Here is a 13,416-nt window from a genome sequence, read left to right as displayed (position 1 = left end):
GCGGAAAGACCCCTCACCTCACAGCCTCGGGTCCACCGGCTCCGACTCCAGGGCCAGGACCCCGAACACCGGCTCGTGGACGCGCCACAGCGGCTCGCCCTCCGCGAGGCGGTCCAGGGCCTCCAGGCCGAGGACGTACTCGCGGATCGCGAGGGAACGCTTGTGGTTCAGGAAGCGGCCCCGCAGACGCGACAGCTGGTCGGGGCGGGTGTACTCCGGGCCGTAGATGATGCGGAGGTACTCGCGGCCACGGACCTTGACGCCGGGCTGGACCAGGCGGCCCTCCCCGTCGCGGACGACCGCTCCGAGTGGCTTGACCACCATGCCCTCGCCGCCCGCGCCGGTCAGGTCCAGCCACCAGTCGACGCCGGCCCGGACCGACTCGGGGTCGGTCGTGTCGACGTACAGGCGACGCGTGGTCTGGAGCAGGCCGGTGGTGTCGTGCTCCACCAGCCGGTCCAGCAGGGCGAGTTGCTCGTCGTGCGGGAGCGCGGCGAGGCTGCGGCCCTGGACCGCGAGGAACTGGAACGGCGCCAGGCGGACGCCGTCCAGGCCCTCGGTGGGCCAGCAGTAACGCCGGTAAGCGTCGGTGAACGCCGAGGCGTCGGCGGCGCGTTCACGCTGCCGGGTGAGCAACTCGCCCACGTCCACGCCGCGTTCGGCCGCTTTCGACAACGCGTCCAGCACACCCGGGAACACCGCCCCGGAGGCCGCGCCGACAGCGGCGTACTGGGACCGCAGCAGCCCGGTCGCCTTCAACGACCACGGCATCAACTCGGCGTCCAGCAACAGCCATTCGGTGTCGAGGGACGTCCAGAGGTCCGCCGCGTCGGCCGCCGCCCGGACCCGGCCGAGAATCTCCTCGGTGACCGCGGCGTCGTCGAAGAACGGACGGCCGGTACGGGTGTACAGCGAACCCGTGGGCCCGTCCACCCCGAACCTCTTGCGCGCCGCCTCCGCGTCCCGGCACACCAGGACGACCGCCCGCGACCCCATGTGCTTCTCCTCGCACACGACCCGCCGCACCCCGCCCTCGGCGTACTGCGCGAACGCCTCCACCGGGTGCTCCAGGTACCCCTCGGCGCGGGAGGTCGCCGTCGGCGCCATGGTCGGCGGCAGGTACGGCAGCAGCCTCGGGTCGATCGCGAACCGGCTCATCACCTCAAGGGCCGCCGCCGCGTTCTCCTCCCGGACGGACACCCGCGTCACCCCCTCGTACCGGGTGGTGACGATCCGCCGCCCGTGCACGTCGGCGAGGTCCAGCGGACGCCCGTCCTGGCCGCCCGGCGCCTCGGAGCGCAGCGGTTTCACCGGCTCGTACCAGACCTTCTCGGCGGGTACGTCGACGAGTTCGCGCTCCGGCCAGCGCAGCGCGGTCAGCTTGCCGCCGAACACGGCGCCGGTGTCCAGGCAGATGGTGTTGTTGAGCCAGGTCGCCTCGGGAACCGGCGTGTGCCCGTAGACGACGGCCGCGCTCCCCCGGTAGTCCTCGGCCCACGGATACCGCACCGGCAGCCCGAACTCGTCGGTCTCCCCGGTGGTCTCTCCGTACAGCGCGTGCGAGCGCACCCGCCCCGACGTACGGCCGTGGTAGTGCTCGGGCAGCCCGGCGTGGCAGACGACGAGCTTCCCGCCGTCCAGGACGTAGTGGCTGACGAGTCCGTCGATGAACTGCCGTACCTCGGTGACGAATTCCTCGCTCTCGCCCGCCATCTGCTCGATGGTCTCGGCGAGTCCGTGGGTGTGCTGGACCTTGCGGCCCTTGAGGTGACGGCCGTACTTGTTCTCGTGGTTGCCCGGCACGCACAGCGCGTTCCCGGACTTGACCATCGACATGACGCGCCGCAGCACCCCCGGGCTGTCCGGGCCCCGGTCGACGAGGTCGCCGACGAACACGGCGGTACGGCCCTGCGGGTGCACCCCGTCCACGTACCCCAACGTGCCGAGCAGCGACTCCAGTTCGCTCGCGCAGCCGTGGATGTCACCGACGATGTCGAACGGTCCGGTGAGGTGCGTGAGGTCGTTGAACCGCTTCTCGGTACGGACGGTCGCGGCGTCGATCTCCGCCACCCCGCGCAGGACGTGCACCTTGCGGAAGCCCTCGCGCTCCAACCCCCTGAGAGAGCGCCGGAGTTCACCGATGTGCCGTTTGATGACCCGGCGCGGCATGTCGGCCCGGTCGGTGCGGGCCGCGTTGCGCTCGGCGCACACCTCCTCGGGGACGTCGAGGACGATCGCGATCGGGAGGACGTCGAACTTCCGCGCCAGCTCGACGAGTTGGCGGCGCGCGTCGGGCTGGACGCTGGTCGCGTCGACGACCGTGCGGCGGCCCGCGGCGAGGCGCTTGCCGGCGATGTAGTGCAGGACGTCGAAGGCGTCCCTGGACGCGCTCTGGTCGTTCTCGTCGTCCGAGACCAGGCCCCGGCAGAAGTCGGAGGAGATGATCTCGGTGCGCTTGAAGTGCCGGGCGGCGAAGGTGGACTTGCCCGAGCCGGAGGCGCCGACGAGGACGACGAGGGACAGGTCGGTGACGGGGAGTTCGCGTCCCCTGGTGTGCTGCTCGGTCATGCCGCGTTCGCCTCCTTCTCGGTCTCGGTCTTCCGGCTCTCGGTCTTCCGGCTCTCGGTCTTCCGGGTGAAAGCCGCCATCTGGGTCGGCGGTCCGACCTCGGGGTCGTCGGGCCCGATCGGCGTGAACTCGACGTCGTAGCCGTGCCGTTCGGCGACCTCGCCGGCCCACGTGCGGAACTCCTCGCGGGTCCACTCGAAGCGGTGGTCGCCGTGCCGGACGTGCCCGGCGGGGAGCGTCTCCCAGCGGACGTTGTACTCGACGTTCGGCGTGGTCACGAGGACCGTGCGCGGGCGCGCCGCGCCGAACACGGCGTACTCCAGGGCGGGCAGGCGCGGCAGGTCGAGGTGTTCGATCACCTCGCTGAGCACGGCCGCGTCGTACCCCTTGAGCCGCTTGTCGGTGTACGCCAGCGAGCCCTGGCGCAGGGTGACCCGGGACGCCTGGCGTTCGCCCATGCGGTCCAGCTTGAGGCGGCGGGCGGCGATGGTGAGGGCGCGCACCGACACGTCGAGTCCGACGATCTCCGTGAACCGGACGTCCTTCAGCAGTTCCTTCACCAACTCGCCCTGGCCGCAGCCCAGGTCGAGGACGCGGGACGCCTGCGCGGCGCGCAGTGCGGCGAGGATCGCCTCGCGGCGCTGGACGGCCAGCGGGGTCGGCTTCTCCTCCGACTCCGTCTCCGGCTCGACCGCGTTGTCGATCTCCTCGACCTCGCTGTCGTCGGTCTCCGCGAGGCGGACCAGTTCGAGGCGCTCCAGGGCCTCCCGGGTCAGCGACCAACGCCGGGACAGGTAGCGGCTGGTGATGAGCTTCTGCTCCGGGTGCCCGGCCAGCCAGCCCTCGCCGGCCCGCAGCAGCTTGTCGACCTCCTCGGAGGTGACCCAGTAGTGCTTGGCGTCGTCGAGGACCGGGAGCAGGACGTACAGGTGCCGCAGCGCCTCCGAGAGCGTCGACTCCTCGGACTCCAGGACGAGTCGGACGTACCGCGAGTCGCCCCACTCCGGGAACTCGGCGTCCAGCGCGACCGGTTCGGCGGTGACTCTCCAGCCGAGCGGCTCGAAGAGGTTCCGTACGAGGGCGGCGCCGCCGCGGGCGGGCAGGGCGGGCACCTCGATGCGCAACGGGCGCTTCTGGGACGGGAGTTCGGGGCGGGCGTGGCAGGTGCCCTTCATCGCGCTGGAGAACACGGCGCCGACCGCCACCGCGAGCAGTGAACTCGCCGCGTACGGGCGGTCGTTGACGTACTGCGCGAGCGCCGCGTCCGGGGCGCCGCCCCGGCCCTTGCCCTTGCCCCGCCGGACCAGCGCCACCGCGTCCACCTCCAGCAGCAACGCCGCTGTGCAGCGATCGGCGTCCGCCTCGGGGTAGAGGACGTGCGCCGTGCCGTAGGAGGTGGAGAACGTCTGCGCGTTGTCGGGATGCTTGTGCAGCAGGTAGCCGAGGTCGGTCGCCGGGCGTTCCGGGGTGCCGGTGGTGGTGATGGTCAGGAACATGGGCCTCTCCGGCCGGGTGGAAGGTAGGGAAAAGCGGTCGCACAGACTTTCTCACGCCCCACCTGACCGGCGCCTTTGCTTTATGCCTCGCGGTGAGGGAGGTTCAGCGCTTCTCCGACTCCCACGCGCCGACGCCGAGTCGGCCGGTGGTGCCGAGGTCGAGGTCCGGGGAGATGACGACCGGGTCGGCGCCGGACTTGGCGCGTACGCGGACGTAGGGGACGTTCTCCGCGTCTCCGAAGCCGGTGGTGTTGCGCCAGGCCAGTCCGGACCGCGCCCGCTCGCCGGGTTTCAGGGTGATCGGGGTGGGCGGGGCGCTGTCGGGTGCCATGGGGATGTCGCCGGTGCCCTTGAGGATCTCGACGGCGTCGACGGTCCCGTACTGGTCGTCGAGGAGGGTCAACTCCGGGTAGCCGTCCAGGGAGTAGGGGGCCGTGCCGCAGTTCTCCAGGTGGATGCCGACGACCCTGAGCCCCATCGCCGCGTCCCCCTGGTCGGCGTACACCCGGACCCCCGAGGCCGGACAGGCGCCGCCCGTCGAAGGTGCCTCGGCGGTGGGGACCTTGGCCACCTTGACGACCTTGGCCGTGACAGCCCCGGCGACCCCGATCGCCTCCGTCGTCCCGGTGACGGTCTTCCCGGGCGCGACCGCGTTCACGGTCACCGTCCGGTTGTCCATCGCCCCGCCGGACGCGGACCGGAAGGACACGGTGACGGTGTACGTCATCGCCTCGGCCCCCTTGTTGACGACCTCGTACGCGGCCGTGAGCCTCGCGAGGCTGTCCGGCCGGACGACGTAGTCACCGCTGGGCCGGGGGGACGGCGCGGACGGCAGGGTCACGGAGGTGACGCGGACACCGTCGATGCCGGGGTCGGTGACCGGCACGGCGGACGCCCCCGAGCGCCCCGCACTACCGCTCGCCCCGACGCCCCCCGTCCGCTCCGCGCCACAAGCGGTGACGGTGAACACAACGGCGAGGGCCGGAACGAGAAGCGGGAGTCTGCGCATCGGGCCACCTCACCAGGCGACACGATCACGGGGCTGTGACGGAAGCCACACCTCCGGTCACAGCCGTGTCACAGACCGCACCGGCCTCAGCCCGCCCACCCGCATCCGCCTCGGCCCACCCACCCGCACCCGCCCCTCGGTCTCAGCCCAGTTGCGTCTGCACCTGCGACGAGATCAGCTCCAGGTGGTCCAGGTCCGCCAGGTCCAGGATCTGGAGGTAGAACCGCGTCGAGCCGGCCTCCGCGTACGCGCCGATCTTCTCGACGACCTCCGCCGGGGACCCCGCGAGGCCGTTCTCCTTCAGCTCGTCGACCTCGCGGCCGATCGCGGCGGCGCGGCGGGCGACCTCCGCGTCGTCCTTGCCGACGCAGACGACCAGCGCGTTGGAGTAGGTGAGCGCGTCCGCCGGACGCCCCGCCTCCTCGACGGCCGCGCGGACCCGGCCGAACTGCTTCTCGGTGTCCGCGACGGAGGAGAACGGCATGTTGAACTCGTCGGCGTAGCGGGCCGTCAGGCGCGGCGTGCGCTTGGGGCCGCCGCCGCCGATCAGCACCGGGATCTTCGGCTGCGCGGGCTTGGGCAGCGCGGGCGAGTCGGTCAGCGTGTAGTGGGTGCCCTGGAAGTCGTACCTCTCCCCGACCGGCGTGCTCCACAGCCCGGTGACGATCTCCAGCTGCTCTTCGAGGCGGCCGAACTTCTCCGCCGGGAAGGGGATGCCGTACGCGGTGTGCTCCGCCTCGAACCAGCCCGCGCCGAGGCCGAGTTCGACCCGGCCGCCGGACATCTGGTCGACCTGGGCGACCTGGATCGCGAGGACGCCGGGGAGCCGGAAGGTCGCGGCGGTCATCAGCGTGCCGAGGCGGATGCGCTTGGTCTCGCGCGCGAGGCCGGCGAGGGTGAGCCAGGCGTCGGTGGGCCCGGGGAGACCGTCGCCACCCATGCTGAGGTAGTGGTCGGAGCGGAAGAACGCGTCGAAGCCGAGGTCCTCGGTCGCCTTCGCGACGGAGAGGAGGGTGTCGTAGCTCGCGCCCTGCTGGGGCTCGGTGAAGATACGGAGATCCATGGGGCCATGCTCGCACCTCGTACATCCTTGCGATCGTCAACCCCGCCGGTCACGCGCACCCCACGGGCTCCCCTCCCGGGTGAATCTCGCGGTCGCCGGGCGCGGCGGGCAGTGACCGGCCCCCGCGATGATCGTTGGGACGTCGGAGCCGGACCGCCCGGCACCCGTGCCCGGCAGGTCAACGCCGGGGCGTCACCCGCGTCGGCCCCTTGGCGGGGCCGCGGGCCGAGGAGGCCGTCATGTCCGAGGAATTGGGCTCTGCCGGGCAGCCGAAGGGGTTGCTTCAGCAGATGGAGGAGCTGATGGCGTCGTTGAACGCGGACCTGTCCGCACTGGACGCGGACCTTCAGTCGACCGGGAGTTCACCGCGGGCGGTGTCCGAGGAGGGCGAGCCCGGCTGACTCCCCGCAGGGACCGGCCCGCACCAGGACCCCGACCTCTCGACCGGCCCTGAACAAGGGCCGGCGTCCCTCCAACACCTCGTCCCCGGCGCAGGCCGCGTCCCCTCTCGGCGCCGCCCTCCCTCACACCGCGTCCCCCGATCTCTCCGCTAACGCCGCCTCCTTCGCCGCCAGCTTCCGCAGCATCTCCAGCACCCGGTCCCTCGACTCGTCCGCCGCGTCGATGGCCTCCATGCACTGCCAGTACGTCGCCTGGTCGGGGGCCGTGGAGGCGAGGCCGACGAGGGCGATGCCGACCTCGCCGAGGAGGCCGCCGAGGCAGAGAAGGGCCTGGCGGGCGTCGTCGAGGTCGGTGAGCTGGGCGGCGCGCAGCTCCTCGGGCGCGAGGTCCGGGGCGTCGAGGACCCCGCAGCCCCGGCCCGCCAGCTCCGTCAGCCCCAGGGCCTCGCCGCGCAGCTCGGGCGGCCCCGAGACCGCGAGACGGCTGCCGATCGCCTGCGCGAGGGCCTGCGCCTGCCACACCTCCACGAGGAGTTCGGCACTGTCACCACCCCTCGCCAGCGCCCACCGGCTCGCCAGGATGAGCCGCACCGCGTCCATGGGCCACCCCCGTCCGTCCAGGACCCGTTCCTCACGCGTCCGCCTCAACTCACCAGTCCACTACCCAGAGTGAGGGACCGTGAGACGAAAAGCCAGAGGAAGGGGGAAATCTGTGGACAACAAATCGGTTTCGGGCGGCCGAACGATTACTCACAGCGATAACGGACGCGAGCATTCCACCGCCCTCCTCATTCCGCTTCGGCGCCGCCCCCCGCCGGGAACCGCTTCTCGTTGCGTTCGATCTTCGCCGCGAGCGCGGCGAGCGGGTCGACGCCGAGCACCTCGCAGAGCTGAAGCAGGTACGCGAGCACGTCGGCGACCTCGTCCCGTACCCGGTGGGCGGTGTCCGGATCGGACATCACCCGGGCCGATTCCTCAGGGGTCAGCCACTGGAAGATCTCCACGAGTTCGGACGCCTCCACGCTGAGCGCGGCGACGAGGTTCTTCGGGGTGTGGAACGGCTGCCAGTCGCGGGCGGCGGCGAACTCGGCCAGCCTGCGCTGTAGTTCCGGCACGTCGAGGGGGGTGGTCTCTCCTGTCACCCGTCAAGGTGTACCACCGTGACCCCGCCCGCCCCGTCCGCCCACGAGGCGTCGGGCGACGTACCGATCAGCCGGACGTGTCCGCGATCGGCCATCAGGACGGCGAGTTCGAGGAGCGCGTGGCGCTGGCTCAGGTCGAGGCAGGAGTCGAAGTTGTCGGCCAGGACGGTCAACGTGTTGAGGGCGGTGGGGAGTTCACCCGGGGCGTCGACCGCCAGGACGCCGGAGCCGGTCAACAGGATCAGCGCGAGGGCGAGATGGCGCAGTTCGCCGTCACCGAGCCGGGGCAGCGCGGTGGTTCCTCCGCCCCGGTCGAGTACGGCGTGCAGGCGGCCGTCCCTCGTCGCCTCGGCGCGCACGTCCAGGACCGGGCCCGCGCATCCGGCGTCCATGGCGACGACCAGCGCGGCGTGGCGGGCGGCGCATTCGGCGCGGGTGCGGAAGACCACGTCCGCGAAGTTGTCGCAGCCGGCCATCAGCCGCCCGGAGCCGGGCAGGACCGGGACGCGCATCAGGTCGGGGCGGGGGTCGCAGAAGAACGCCGACCGCAGGGCGACGACCATCTGCTCGGCGGCGGCGAGGACCTGCCGCTGGCCGCCGGTGCTTCCCGCGATCCGCAGCGGCAGCATCGCGGTGACGAGCCGGTCGTCCGGAAAGGGCGCGCGGATCCTCGGGGAGGAGCCGCCGGTGTACCAGGCGGCGTCGACGTACGGCCGGGTCGGATCGCGCAACGCCGTCTCCAGCAGCACCGTGCCGCCCGCGCTGAGCCGCTCCCCCACGATCCGCACGCGCGGTTCGGCCTGTACGGCGAGGTCGAGCGCGACCGGCCCCTCGGGACCGTCCGCCGTGCACCCGATCCTGAATCCGCGCCGCCCCTGCCGGTCGGCCCGCGCCCACACGGGCACGCACTCCCCGACGTCGACGAACACCTCCCGCACCGCGCTCCCGCCGCCCAGCCGCGACAGCGCCCCGTACGCCCGCAGGGCGCCGCTCTTCCCGCTGCCGCTGCGCCCGCTGAACAGCGTCACCGGCCCCAGCGGGTACACCCCGCGCCGGTGATTGGCGTACGCGGACAGCCGCAGCTCGGTGACACAGGGCCGTCGCACCCGGCTGTCCAGCGTCCCGAAGGGGACGGGAGGAAGGGCCGCGACCACGGAGGCGATCCCGGAGACGGTCCTCACCCCGTCCGCGGCGCGGCTACGGGGCGGAGGCACACGCGGGGCGCGCGGGCTCCGCACCACCGCTTGCTGCGACAGCGGCGCAGGGGACGAACGGGATCCGGTCATGCCCGGACCGTAGGAGTTCCCGGAGGGGGCGAACCGTTCCGCCCACCCCACATTCCCCCGAACGAGCGACCGACGCACCGGAATCCGGTCACCACCACTGACCGAAACCGGCGATGGTGCGACTGTCGGGCCGGTCCGCCGGGGCGCCTAAACCCCCGCCCCCTCCATGATCCCGCTCACCTCTGTCCCCGGCGGCGTCAGCAGGAACACGTTGCGGTCCACCCGGTGCATCCCGCTCGCGAGGCCGAACACCACGCCCGTGGAGAAGTCGAGGACCCGTTTGGCGACCTCCGTCTCCGCGCCGGTGAGGTCGAGGAGGACCGGGATACCGGCCATCAGCGTCTCCGCCACCTCTCTCGCGTCCGCGAAGATGTTGATCCTGAGGACCACGAAGCGGCGGCGCGCCTCCGTGTCCGGCTCCGGAAGGGAGCGGTGGTCGACCGCCGAGGGCCACGCGTCGCGGCCCCGGAGCGGCACGACCTGGGCGAGCCCTTCCCACTGCTCATCGGTGACGTCGTAGCGGTTCACCGGCACCCCCCGAACTGACTCGCGTTCCATCCTGCACCAGCCAATTCTTACGCCATGTCACCCGTTCGGCCCAACAACGACACGGACCGCGACAGCAACGCGGCCGTTCTCACCCCGTTCACACCCGGCTCCGCACCCCTCTTCAACGCCTCCGCATAGCGTCCCTGCCGTGCACATGGCAGAGACCAGGCCGGCGGCGTCCCCCCGTACCGACATCCGTACCGAGACCCGTACCGAAGACCCCGCACCCCCGCAGTGGCACCGCGTCCTGACGCTCCTGTCGGCGGCGAGCCTGTTCATCGGCACCCGCGACGTCTGGGCGCAGGCGGCCTCGCACCACCCCCCGCTGGCCGCCGCGATCTCGGTCTGTTACGCGGCGATCCTGCTGTCGGCAGTCGCGGCCCTCACCGCCCGCACGGCCCGCCTCCTCGCGAGGATCGACCTGACCGTCCTGGTCACGGCGGTGATCCTGGTCACGGCGGCCTGGCTGGTCTCCCACCAGGGCGGCGACGAGTCCGCCCTCACGACGAAGGCCGCGCACGAACTGATCCAAGGCCACGCGATCTACGGCCGGCCGTGGCCGCAGCTCTTCAAGCCGAACATCGCGCTGACGCAGACGGTCTACGGCGGCTACGACTACACGTACGGCTACCCCCCGCTCGCCCCGCTCCTGACGGCCCCGTTCCTGTGGCTCCACCACGGCGGCACCCCCGCGACGGCGATGGCGACGACGGCCCTGCTGGTCTCGACGGTCACCGTCTGGCGCCTGCTGCCCCGCCCGTGGCGCCCGGCGGTGACGATGCTCTGCCTCGGCTTCGGCTTCCTGCCGATGTACGGCCGCCAGGGCTACCCGGCGATCCTGGCGCTGGCGCTCCTGATGCCGGCGGTGATCGGCTGGCCCCGCACCGGCCGGGGCGGCCGTCTCGGCGCCTTTGGCATCACCCGCGCGATCCTCCTGGGCGCGGCCTGCGCGGCCCAGCAACTCCCGTGGTTCGTCACGCCGTTCCTGCTGGCCGGCGTCTACGCGGTACGCCGGGGCGAACTGGGCCCGCGCGAGGCGGCCCGCGTCGTCCTGCGCCTGCTCGGCATCGCCGCGGCGACCTGGCTGGCGGTCGACGCGTACTTCGTCATCCACGAACCCGGCACGTGGCTGGAGGGCATCGCGCTCCCCCTCACGCAGGGCGCGGTGGTGCACGGCCAGGGCCTGGTGGGCATCTCCCTGTACCTGACGGACGGCAGCGACCGCCTCGACTGGTACTCCCACGCGAGCATGCTCCTCTCGGCGGGTTTGCTCGCCCTGTACGTCCTGTCCGTACGGCGCCTGGGCCCCGCCGCGACCGTCCTGCCGTGGCTGGCGTTCTTCGTGGCGACCCGCTCGCAGGACGGGTACTACCTGATGATGACGCCCCTGTGGCTGCTCTCGGCGCTGACCGCGCCCCTGTCGGAGTTCGCGGACGCCTGGCAGCCGAGACCGCGCTTCCTGTCGCCGCGTCCGGCGGCCGTACTCGCCCTGGTTCCCGCCCTGTTGAGTACGGCGCTGGCGGTGACCGGGTCGCCGCCGCTGAGGATGTCGGTCGCGTCGGTCCGGCTGGCCTCCCCAAGGGCCCTGAGCCGTCTGACGGTTGACGTCCACAACACCGAAGGCACCGCTCTCGTACCGCACTTCACGGTCTCGACGGGCCAGGGCATGCCCCCGTACTGGACGGTCGTGTCGGGGCCCGCACGCCTGGCCGGGCACGGCTCGGCGCGGTACGAACTCCGGCCTCCCCGGGGGGCGTTCGCGCTTCCCGCGAGGAGTTCGAGGCCCCGGATCCGGCTGCGGGTCTTCACGGGCGACCCGCAGACGTTGTCCAGCCAGGACATCCAGGCGACGTTGCCGCTGCCGCGCCGGAGCTGACGTCAGCCCGTGCGGGTGAAGCGCAGGGCGGCCGTGATCGTCGTCTGGTCCTTCATCATGCCCATCTGGTTCCAGTCGAGCCCGAAGTCCTTGCGGTCGATGACGAATTCGGCGTTGAGCGTGACCGCGTCGGCACTGGCGTCCGCGAGACCGGCGGTGAAGGAGTGCGGGCGGCTGATGCCGCGCACAGTGAGCTGGCCGGTGACGTGCACCTGGTCCGAGCCGCGCAGTTCCGCCGTACGCACCGCGTAGGTGATCTCCGGGTGGTTGTCGGTGTCGAGGAAGTCCGCCGAGCGCAGGTGGACGTCCCGCTTCGTGTTCTTCGTGTCGATGGACGCGGCGTCCACGGAGAACACGCCGGTGGCGGTGGAACCCTCGCCGACCTCACCGCTGCCGGTGACGCCCGAGAAGACGCCCTTCACGGTGACCAGACCCCACATCGTCCTGTGCTTCAGCGCGACGGTGGTGGCGGTCGGGTCGAGCTGCCAGAGCCCTGTTGCGACGGCGACGGTCATGGTTCACAACTCCAGGTCGAGAAGGTCATCCAAATTTGGACGAGGGAAGCGTATCCAGTAATCCAAATCTGGACAACCCTGTGGGGAAAAACGGGACCGCCGATACACTCGAAGCCATGGCCGCCAGCGAGGAACACCCCACCGACCTGCCCGAATGCCCTGGGAAAGCAGAGGGCGGCGAGCTGCCGCGCGAACTGCGGGGGTGGATGCTGCTGCTGGCCGCGACCGGCGCGGTGGAGCAGCGGCTGCACACGCTGGTCAAGGAGCGGCTGGACGTCTCGCACGACGAGTTCCTGGTCCTGTGCCTGCTCGCGGACCGCCCCGAGGGCCTGCGCATGACGCGGATCGCGGAGCTGCTGGGCCGCCCGAAGACCCGCCTCACCTACCAGATCGCCTGCCTCCAGCACGCCGGCCTGGTCACCCGCGCCTCGGTCTGCGGCGACAAGCGGGGCATCACGGTGATCCTCACGGACAAGGCCCGCGACCTCCTGCACGAGACGTCGTGCACGCTGGCGGCGACGGTCCGCGAAGCCCTGGGCGAGGTGATGGGCCCGACGGAGGTGAACGCCCTGTGCGGACTGCTGCCGGACCTGGCGGGGGGCGAGGCGCAGGACGCCGAGGCAGGGGCGGGGAGCGAGGAACGGGCCCCGGAAACGGTGCAGTAACCGCTTCCTGGGCGTTGCCGCGCAGGGGTACCACCCCGCCGCGTACGACGGCGGAGCCGTACGGCCGCGCGGAAGCCGGAGCCGCGAGCCGTACCGCCGCGCGAGAACGCCCGCCTCCCCGGCGGCCCGCCACACAGAAACGGCCCGGCAACCGCTTGCCGGGCGCAGCGCCCCGCCCGTTGCCGCCGCGCGCCTTCCCTACCCCCCGAGCAGTCCCAGATACGCCCGCAGCAGCGTCTTGAGCTGACCCAGGAGCGCCGGGTCACCCTCCGGGTCCACCCGGAACGCCTCCTGCGTCACCGCGTCCGCCGCCAGGAACGCCGTACGGCACGCCGTCGCCGCTTCCTCGGTGGCCGGGAGGAGGTGCTGGGCGGTGAGGACCCGGTGCAGGCCCTGCGCCATCGCGGCCTTGTGGCGGCGGTCCGCCTCGCGTGTGCCCTCCGTGAGGTGACGGCCGAACCAGAGCGCGCGGAAGCCGGGCTGGGAGCGGTAGAGCCCGGCGAAGGCGTCGACGAGGACGGTGACCGGGTCGGCCCAGGTCTCCTCCCCGGCGCGTTGCACAAGCGTTTCCATCGCCGTTTCCAGGCGCCCCAGATACAGCCCCGCCAGCGCCTCGACGATCGCGTCCCGGTCGGGCAGGTACTGGTACAGCGCCCCCACCGACACCCCGGCCTCGGCCGCGACCCGGGTCGTGGTCAGGACGTCGACGCCCTCCTCGGCGAGCAGCCGTTCCGCCGCCGCCAGCACACGCGCGACCTTCTCCACCGAACGGGCCTGCCGGGGCGTACGCCTGAGCCGCACACCGCTCAACTCGCCCTGCCCTGCCGGGAGTTCCACGCGCGCCCA

13 protein-coding genes are annotated in these 13,416 nt (G+C 72.1%); 3 read left to right on the top strand and 10 right to left on the bottom strand.

Annotated elements, in window-relative coordinates:
* Nucleotides 1–18: 18 nt before the first annotated feature.
* The 4 genes from ACQCO7_RS32875 to ACQCO7_RS32860 all read right to left on the bottom strand — a co-directional run bounded on the left by ACQCO7_RS32875 (nucleotide 19) and on the right by ACQCO7_RS32860 (nucleotide 6,136).
* Nucleotides 19–2,568, bottom strand: a complete 2,550-nt coding sequence (locus tag ACQCO7_RS32875; RefSeq protein WP_464075193.1) for a polynucleotide kinase-phosphatase — start codon at nucleotides 2,566–2,568, stop codon at nucleotides 19–21.
* Nucleotides 2,565–4,064 (bottom strand): 3' terminal RNA ribose 2'-O-methyltransferase Hen1, encoded by a 1,500-nt coding sequence (locus ACQCO7_RS32870; RefSeq protein WP_464075192.1) that lies wholly within the window; start codon nucleotides 4,062–4,064, stop codon nucleotides 2,565–2,567. Before ACQCO7_RS32870 ends, ACQCO7_RS32875 begins: the two co-directional genes overlap by 4 nt.
* 103 nt (nucleotides 4,065–4,167) lie before the next feature.
* Nucleotides 4,168–5,073, bottom strand: a complete 906-nt coding sequence (locus ACQCO7_RS32865; protein ID WP_464075191.1) for a DUF4232 domain-containing protein — start codon at nucleotides 5,071–5,073, stop codon at nucleotides 4,168–4,170.
* 142 nt (nucleotides 5,074–5,215) lie between these two features.
* Complete coding sequence (locus ACQCO7_RS32860; protein ID WP_464075190.1) at nucleotides 5,216–6,136, bottom strand: LLM class F420-dependent oxidoreductase; 921 nt, start codon at nucleotides 6,134–6,136, stop codon at nucleotides 5,216–5,218.
* A 239-nt stretch (nucleotides 6,137–6,375) separates the two neighbouring features.
* Here ACQCO7_RS32860 and ACQCO7_RS32855 point away from each other — a divergent pair, with 239 nt between their 5' ends.
* Entirely contained in the window at nucleotides 6,376–6,537 is a 162-nt protein-coding gene (locus ACQCO7_RS32855) for a hypothetical protein (RefSeq protein WP_464075189.1), read from the top strand.
* 123 nt (nucleotides 6,538–6,660) lie between these two features.
* Here ACQCO7_RS32855 and ACQCO7_RS32850 read toward each other — a convergent pair whose 3' ends face one another.
* The 4 genes from ACQCO7_RS32850 to ACQCO7_RS32835 form a co-directional block, all read right to left on the bottom strand.
* A complete protein-coding gene (locus ACQCO7_RS32850) occupies nucleotides 6,661–7,137 on the bottom strand; it encodes a DUF6099 family protein (protein WP_464077341.1) in 477 nt (158 codons plus the stop codon).
* A 188-nt stretch (nucleotides 7,138–7,325) separates the two neighbouring features.
* A complete protein-coding gene (locus tag ACQCO7_RS32845; protein ID WP_464075188.1) occupies nucleotides 7,326–7,679 on the bottom strand; it encodes a nucleotide pyrophosphohydrolase in 354 nt (117 codons plus the stop codon).
* Nucleotides 7,676–8,965 carry an AAA family ATPase gene (locus tag ACQCO7_RS32840; RefSeq protein ID WP_464075187.1) on the bottom strand — a complete coding sequence of 430 codons (1,290 nt, stop codon included), beginning with the start codon at nucleotides 8,963–8,965 and terminating at the stop codon, nucleotides 7,676–7,678. Before ACQCO7_RS32840 ends, ACQCO7_RS32845 begins: the two co-directional genes overlap by 4 nt.
* Before the next feature lie 147 nt (nucleotides 8,966–9,112).
* Nucleotides 9,113–9,499, bottom strand: coding sequence for a cell division protein SepF (locus ACQCO7_RS32835; RefSeq protein ID WP_409115370.1), 387 nt, complete (start codon nucleotides 9,497–9,499; stop codon nucleotides 9,113–9,115).
* Between the two features lie 169 nt (nucleotides 9,500–9,668).
* Between ACQCO7_RS32835 and ACQCO7_RS32830 the strand changes: the two genes are divergently transcribed.
* Nucleotides 9,669–11,390, top strand: a complete 1,722-nt coding sequence (locus tag ACQCO7_RS32830) for a hypothetical protein (RefSeq protein WP_464075186.1) — start codon at nucleotides 9,669–9,671, stop codon at nucleotides 11,388–11,390.
* 2 nt (nucleotides 11,391–11,392) lie between these two features.
* Here ACQCO7_RS32830 and ACQCO7_RS32825 read toward each other — a convergent pair whose 3' ends face one another.
* Nucleotides 11,393–11,905, bottom strand: a complete 513-nt coding sequence (locus tag ACQCO7_RS32825; protein ID WP_464075185.1) for a YceI family protein — start codon at nucleotides 11,903–11,905, stop codon at nucleotides 11,393–11,395.
* A 116-nt stretch (nucleotides 11,906–12,021) separates the two neighbouring features.
* Between ACQCO7_RS32825 and ACQCO7_RS32820 the strand changes: the two genes are divergently transcribed.
* Nucleotides 12,022–12,570, top strand: a complete 549-nt coding sequence (locus ACQCO7_RS32820; RefSeq protein WP_464075184.1) for a MarR family winged helix-turn-helix transcriptional regulator — start codon at nucleotides 12,022–12,024, stop codon at nucleotides 12,568–12,570.
* A gap of 198 nt (nucleotides 12,571–12,768) precedes the next feature.
* Here ACQCO7_RS32820 and ACQCO7_RS32815 read toward each other — a convergent pair whose 3' ends face one another.
* Nucleotides 12,769–13,407: a TetR/AcrR family transcriptional regulator gene (locus ACQCO7_RS32815; protein ID WP_464075183.1), complete on the bottom strand. Its 639-nt coding sequence runs from the start codon at nucleotides 13,405–13,407 to the stop codon at nucleotides 12,769–12,771.
* Between the last annotated feature and the right edge of the window lie 9 nt (nucleotides 13,408–13,416).

The sequence above is a fragment of the Streptomyces saintjeani genome (genome assembly GCF_055409605.1).
The sequence above is the reverse complement of the archived record's forward strand: the minus strand, read 5'-3'. Positions and strand labels throughout refer to the sequence as shown.

What these genes read in the sequence shown, in the direction of transcription:
- ACQCO7_RS32870 (WP_464075192.1), bottom strand. Translation starts at nt 4,064, where the DNA reads ATGTTCCTGACCATCACCACCACCGGCACCCCGGAACGCCCGGCGACC.
- ACQCO7_RS32840 (WP_464075187.1), bottom strand. Translation starts at nt 8,965, where the DNA reads ATGACCGGATCCCGTTCGTCCCCTGCGCCGCTGTCGCAGCAAGCGGTG.
- ACQCO7_RS32850 (WP_464077341.1), bottom strand. Translation starts at nt 7,137, where the DNA reads ATGGACGCGGTGCGGCTCATCCTGGCGAGCCGGTGGGCGCTGGCGAGG.
- ACQCO7_RS32820 (WP_464075184.1), top strand. Translation starts at nt 12,022, where the DNA reads ATGGCCGCCAGCGAGGAACACCCCACCGACCTGCCCGAATGCCCTGGG.
- ACQCO7_RS32855 (WP_464075189.1), top strand. Translation starts at nt 6,376, where the DNA reads ATGTCCGAGGAATTGGGCTCTGCCGGGCAGCCGAAGGGGTTGCTTCAG.
- ACQCO7_RS32825 (WP_464075185.1), bottom strand. Translation starts at nt 11,905, where the DNA reads ATGACCGTCGCCGTCGCAACAGGGCTCTGGCAGCTCGACCCGACCGCC.
- ACQCO7_RS32860 (WP_464075190.1), bottom strand. Translation starts at nt 6,136, where the DNA reads ATGGATCTCCGTATCTTCACCGAGCCCCAGCAGGGCGCGAGCTACGAC.
- ACQCO7_RS32830 (WP_464075186.1), top strand. Translation starts at nt 9,669, where the DNA reads ATGGCAGAGACCAGGCCGGCGGCGTCCCCCCGTACCGACATCCGTACC.
- ACQCO7_RS32875 (WP_464075193.1), bottom strand. Translation starts at nt 2,568, where the DNA reads ATGACCGAGCAGCACACCAGGGGACGCGAACTCCCCGTCACCGACCTG.
- ACQCO7_RS32865 (WP_464075191.1), bottom strand. Translation starts at nt 5,073, where the DNA reads ATGCGCAGACTCCCGCTTCTCGTTCCGGCCCTCGCCGTTGTGTTCACC.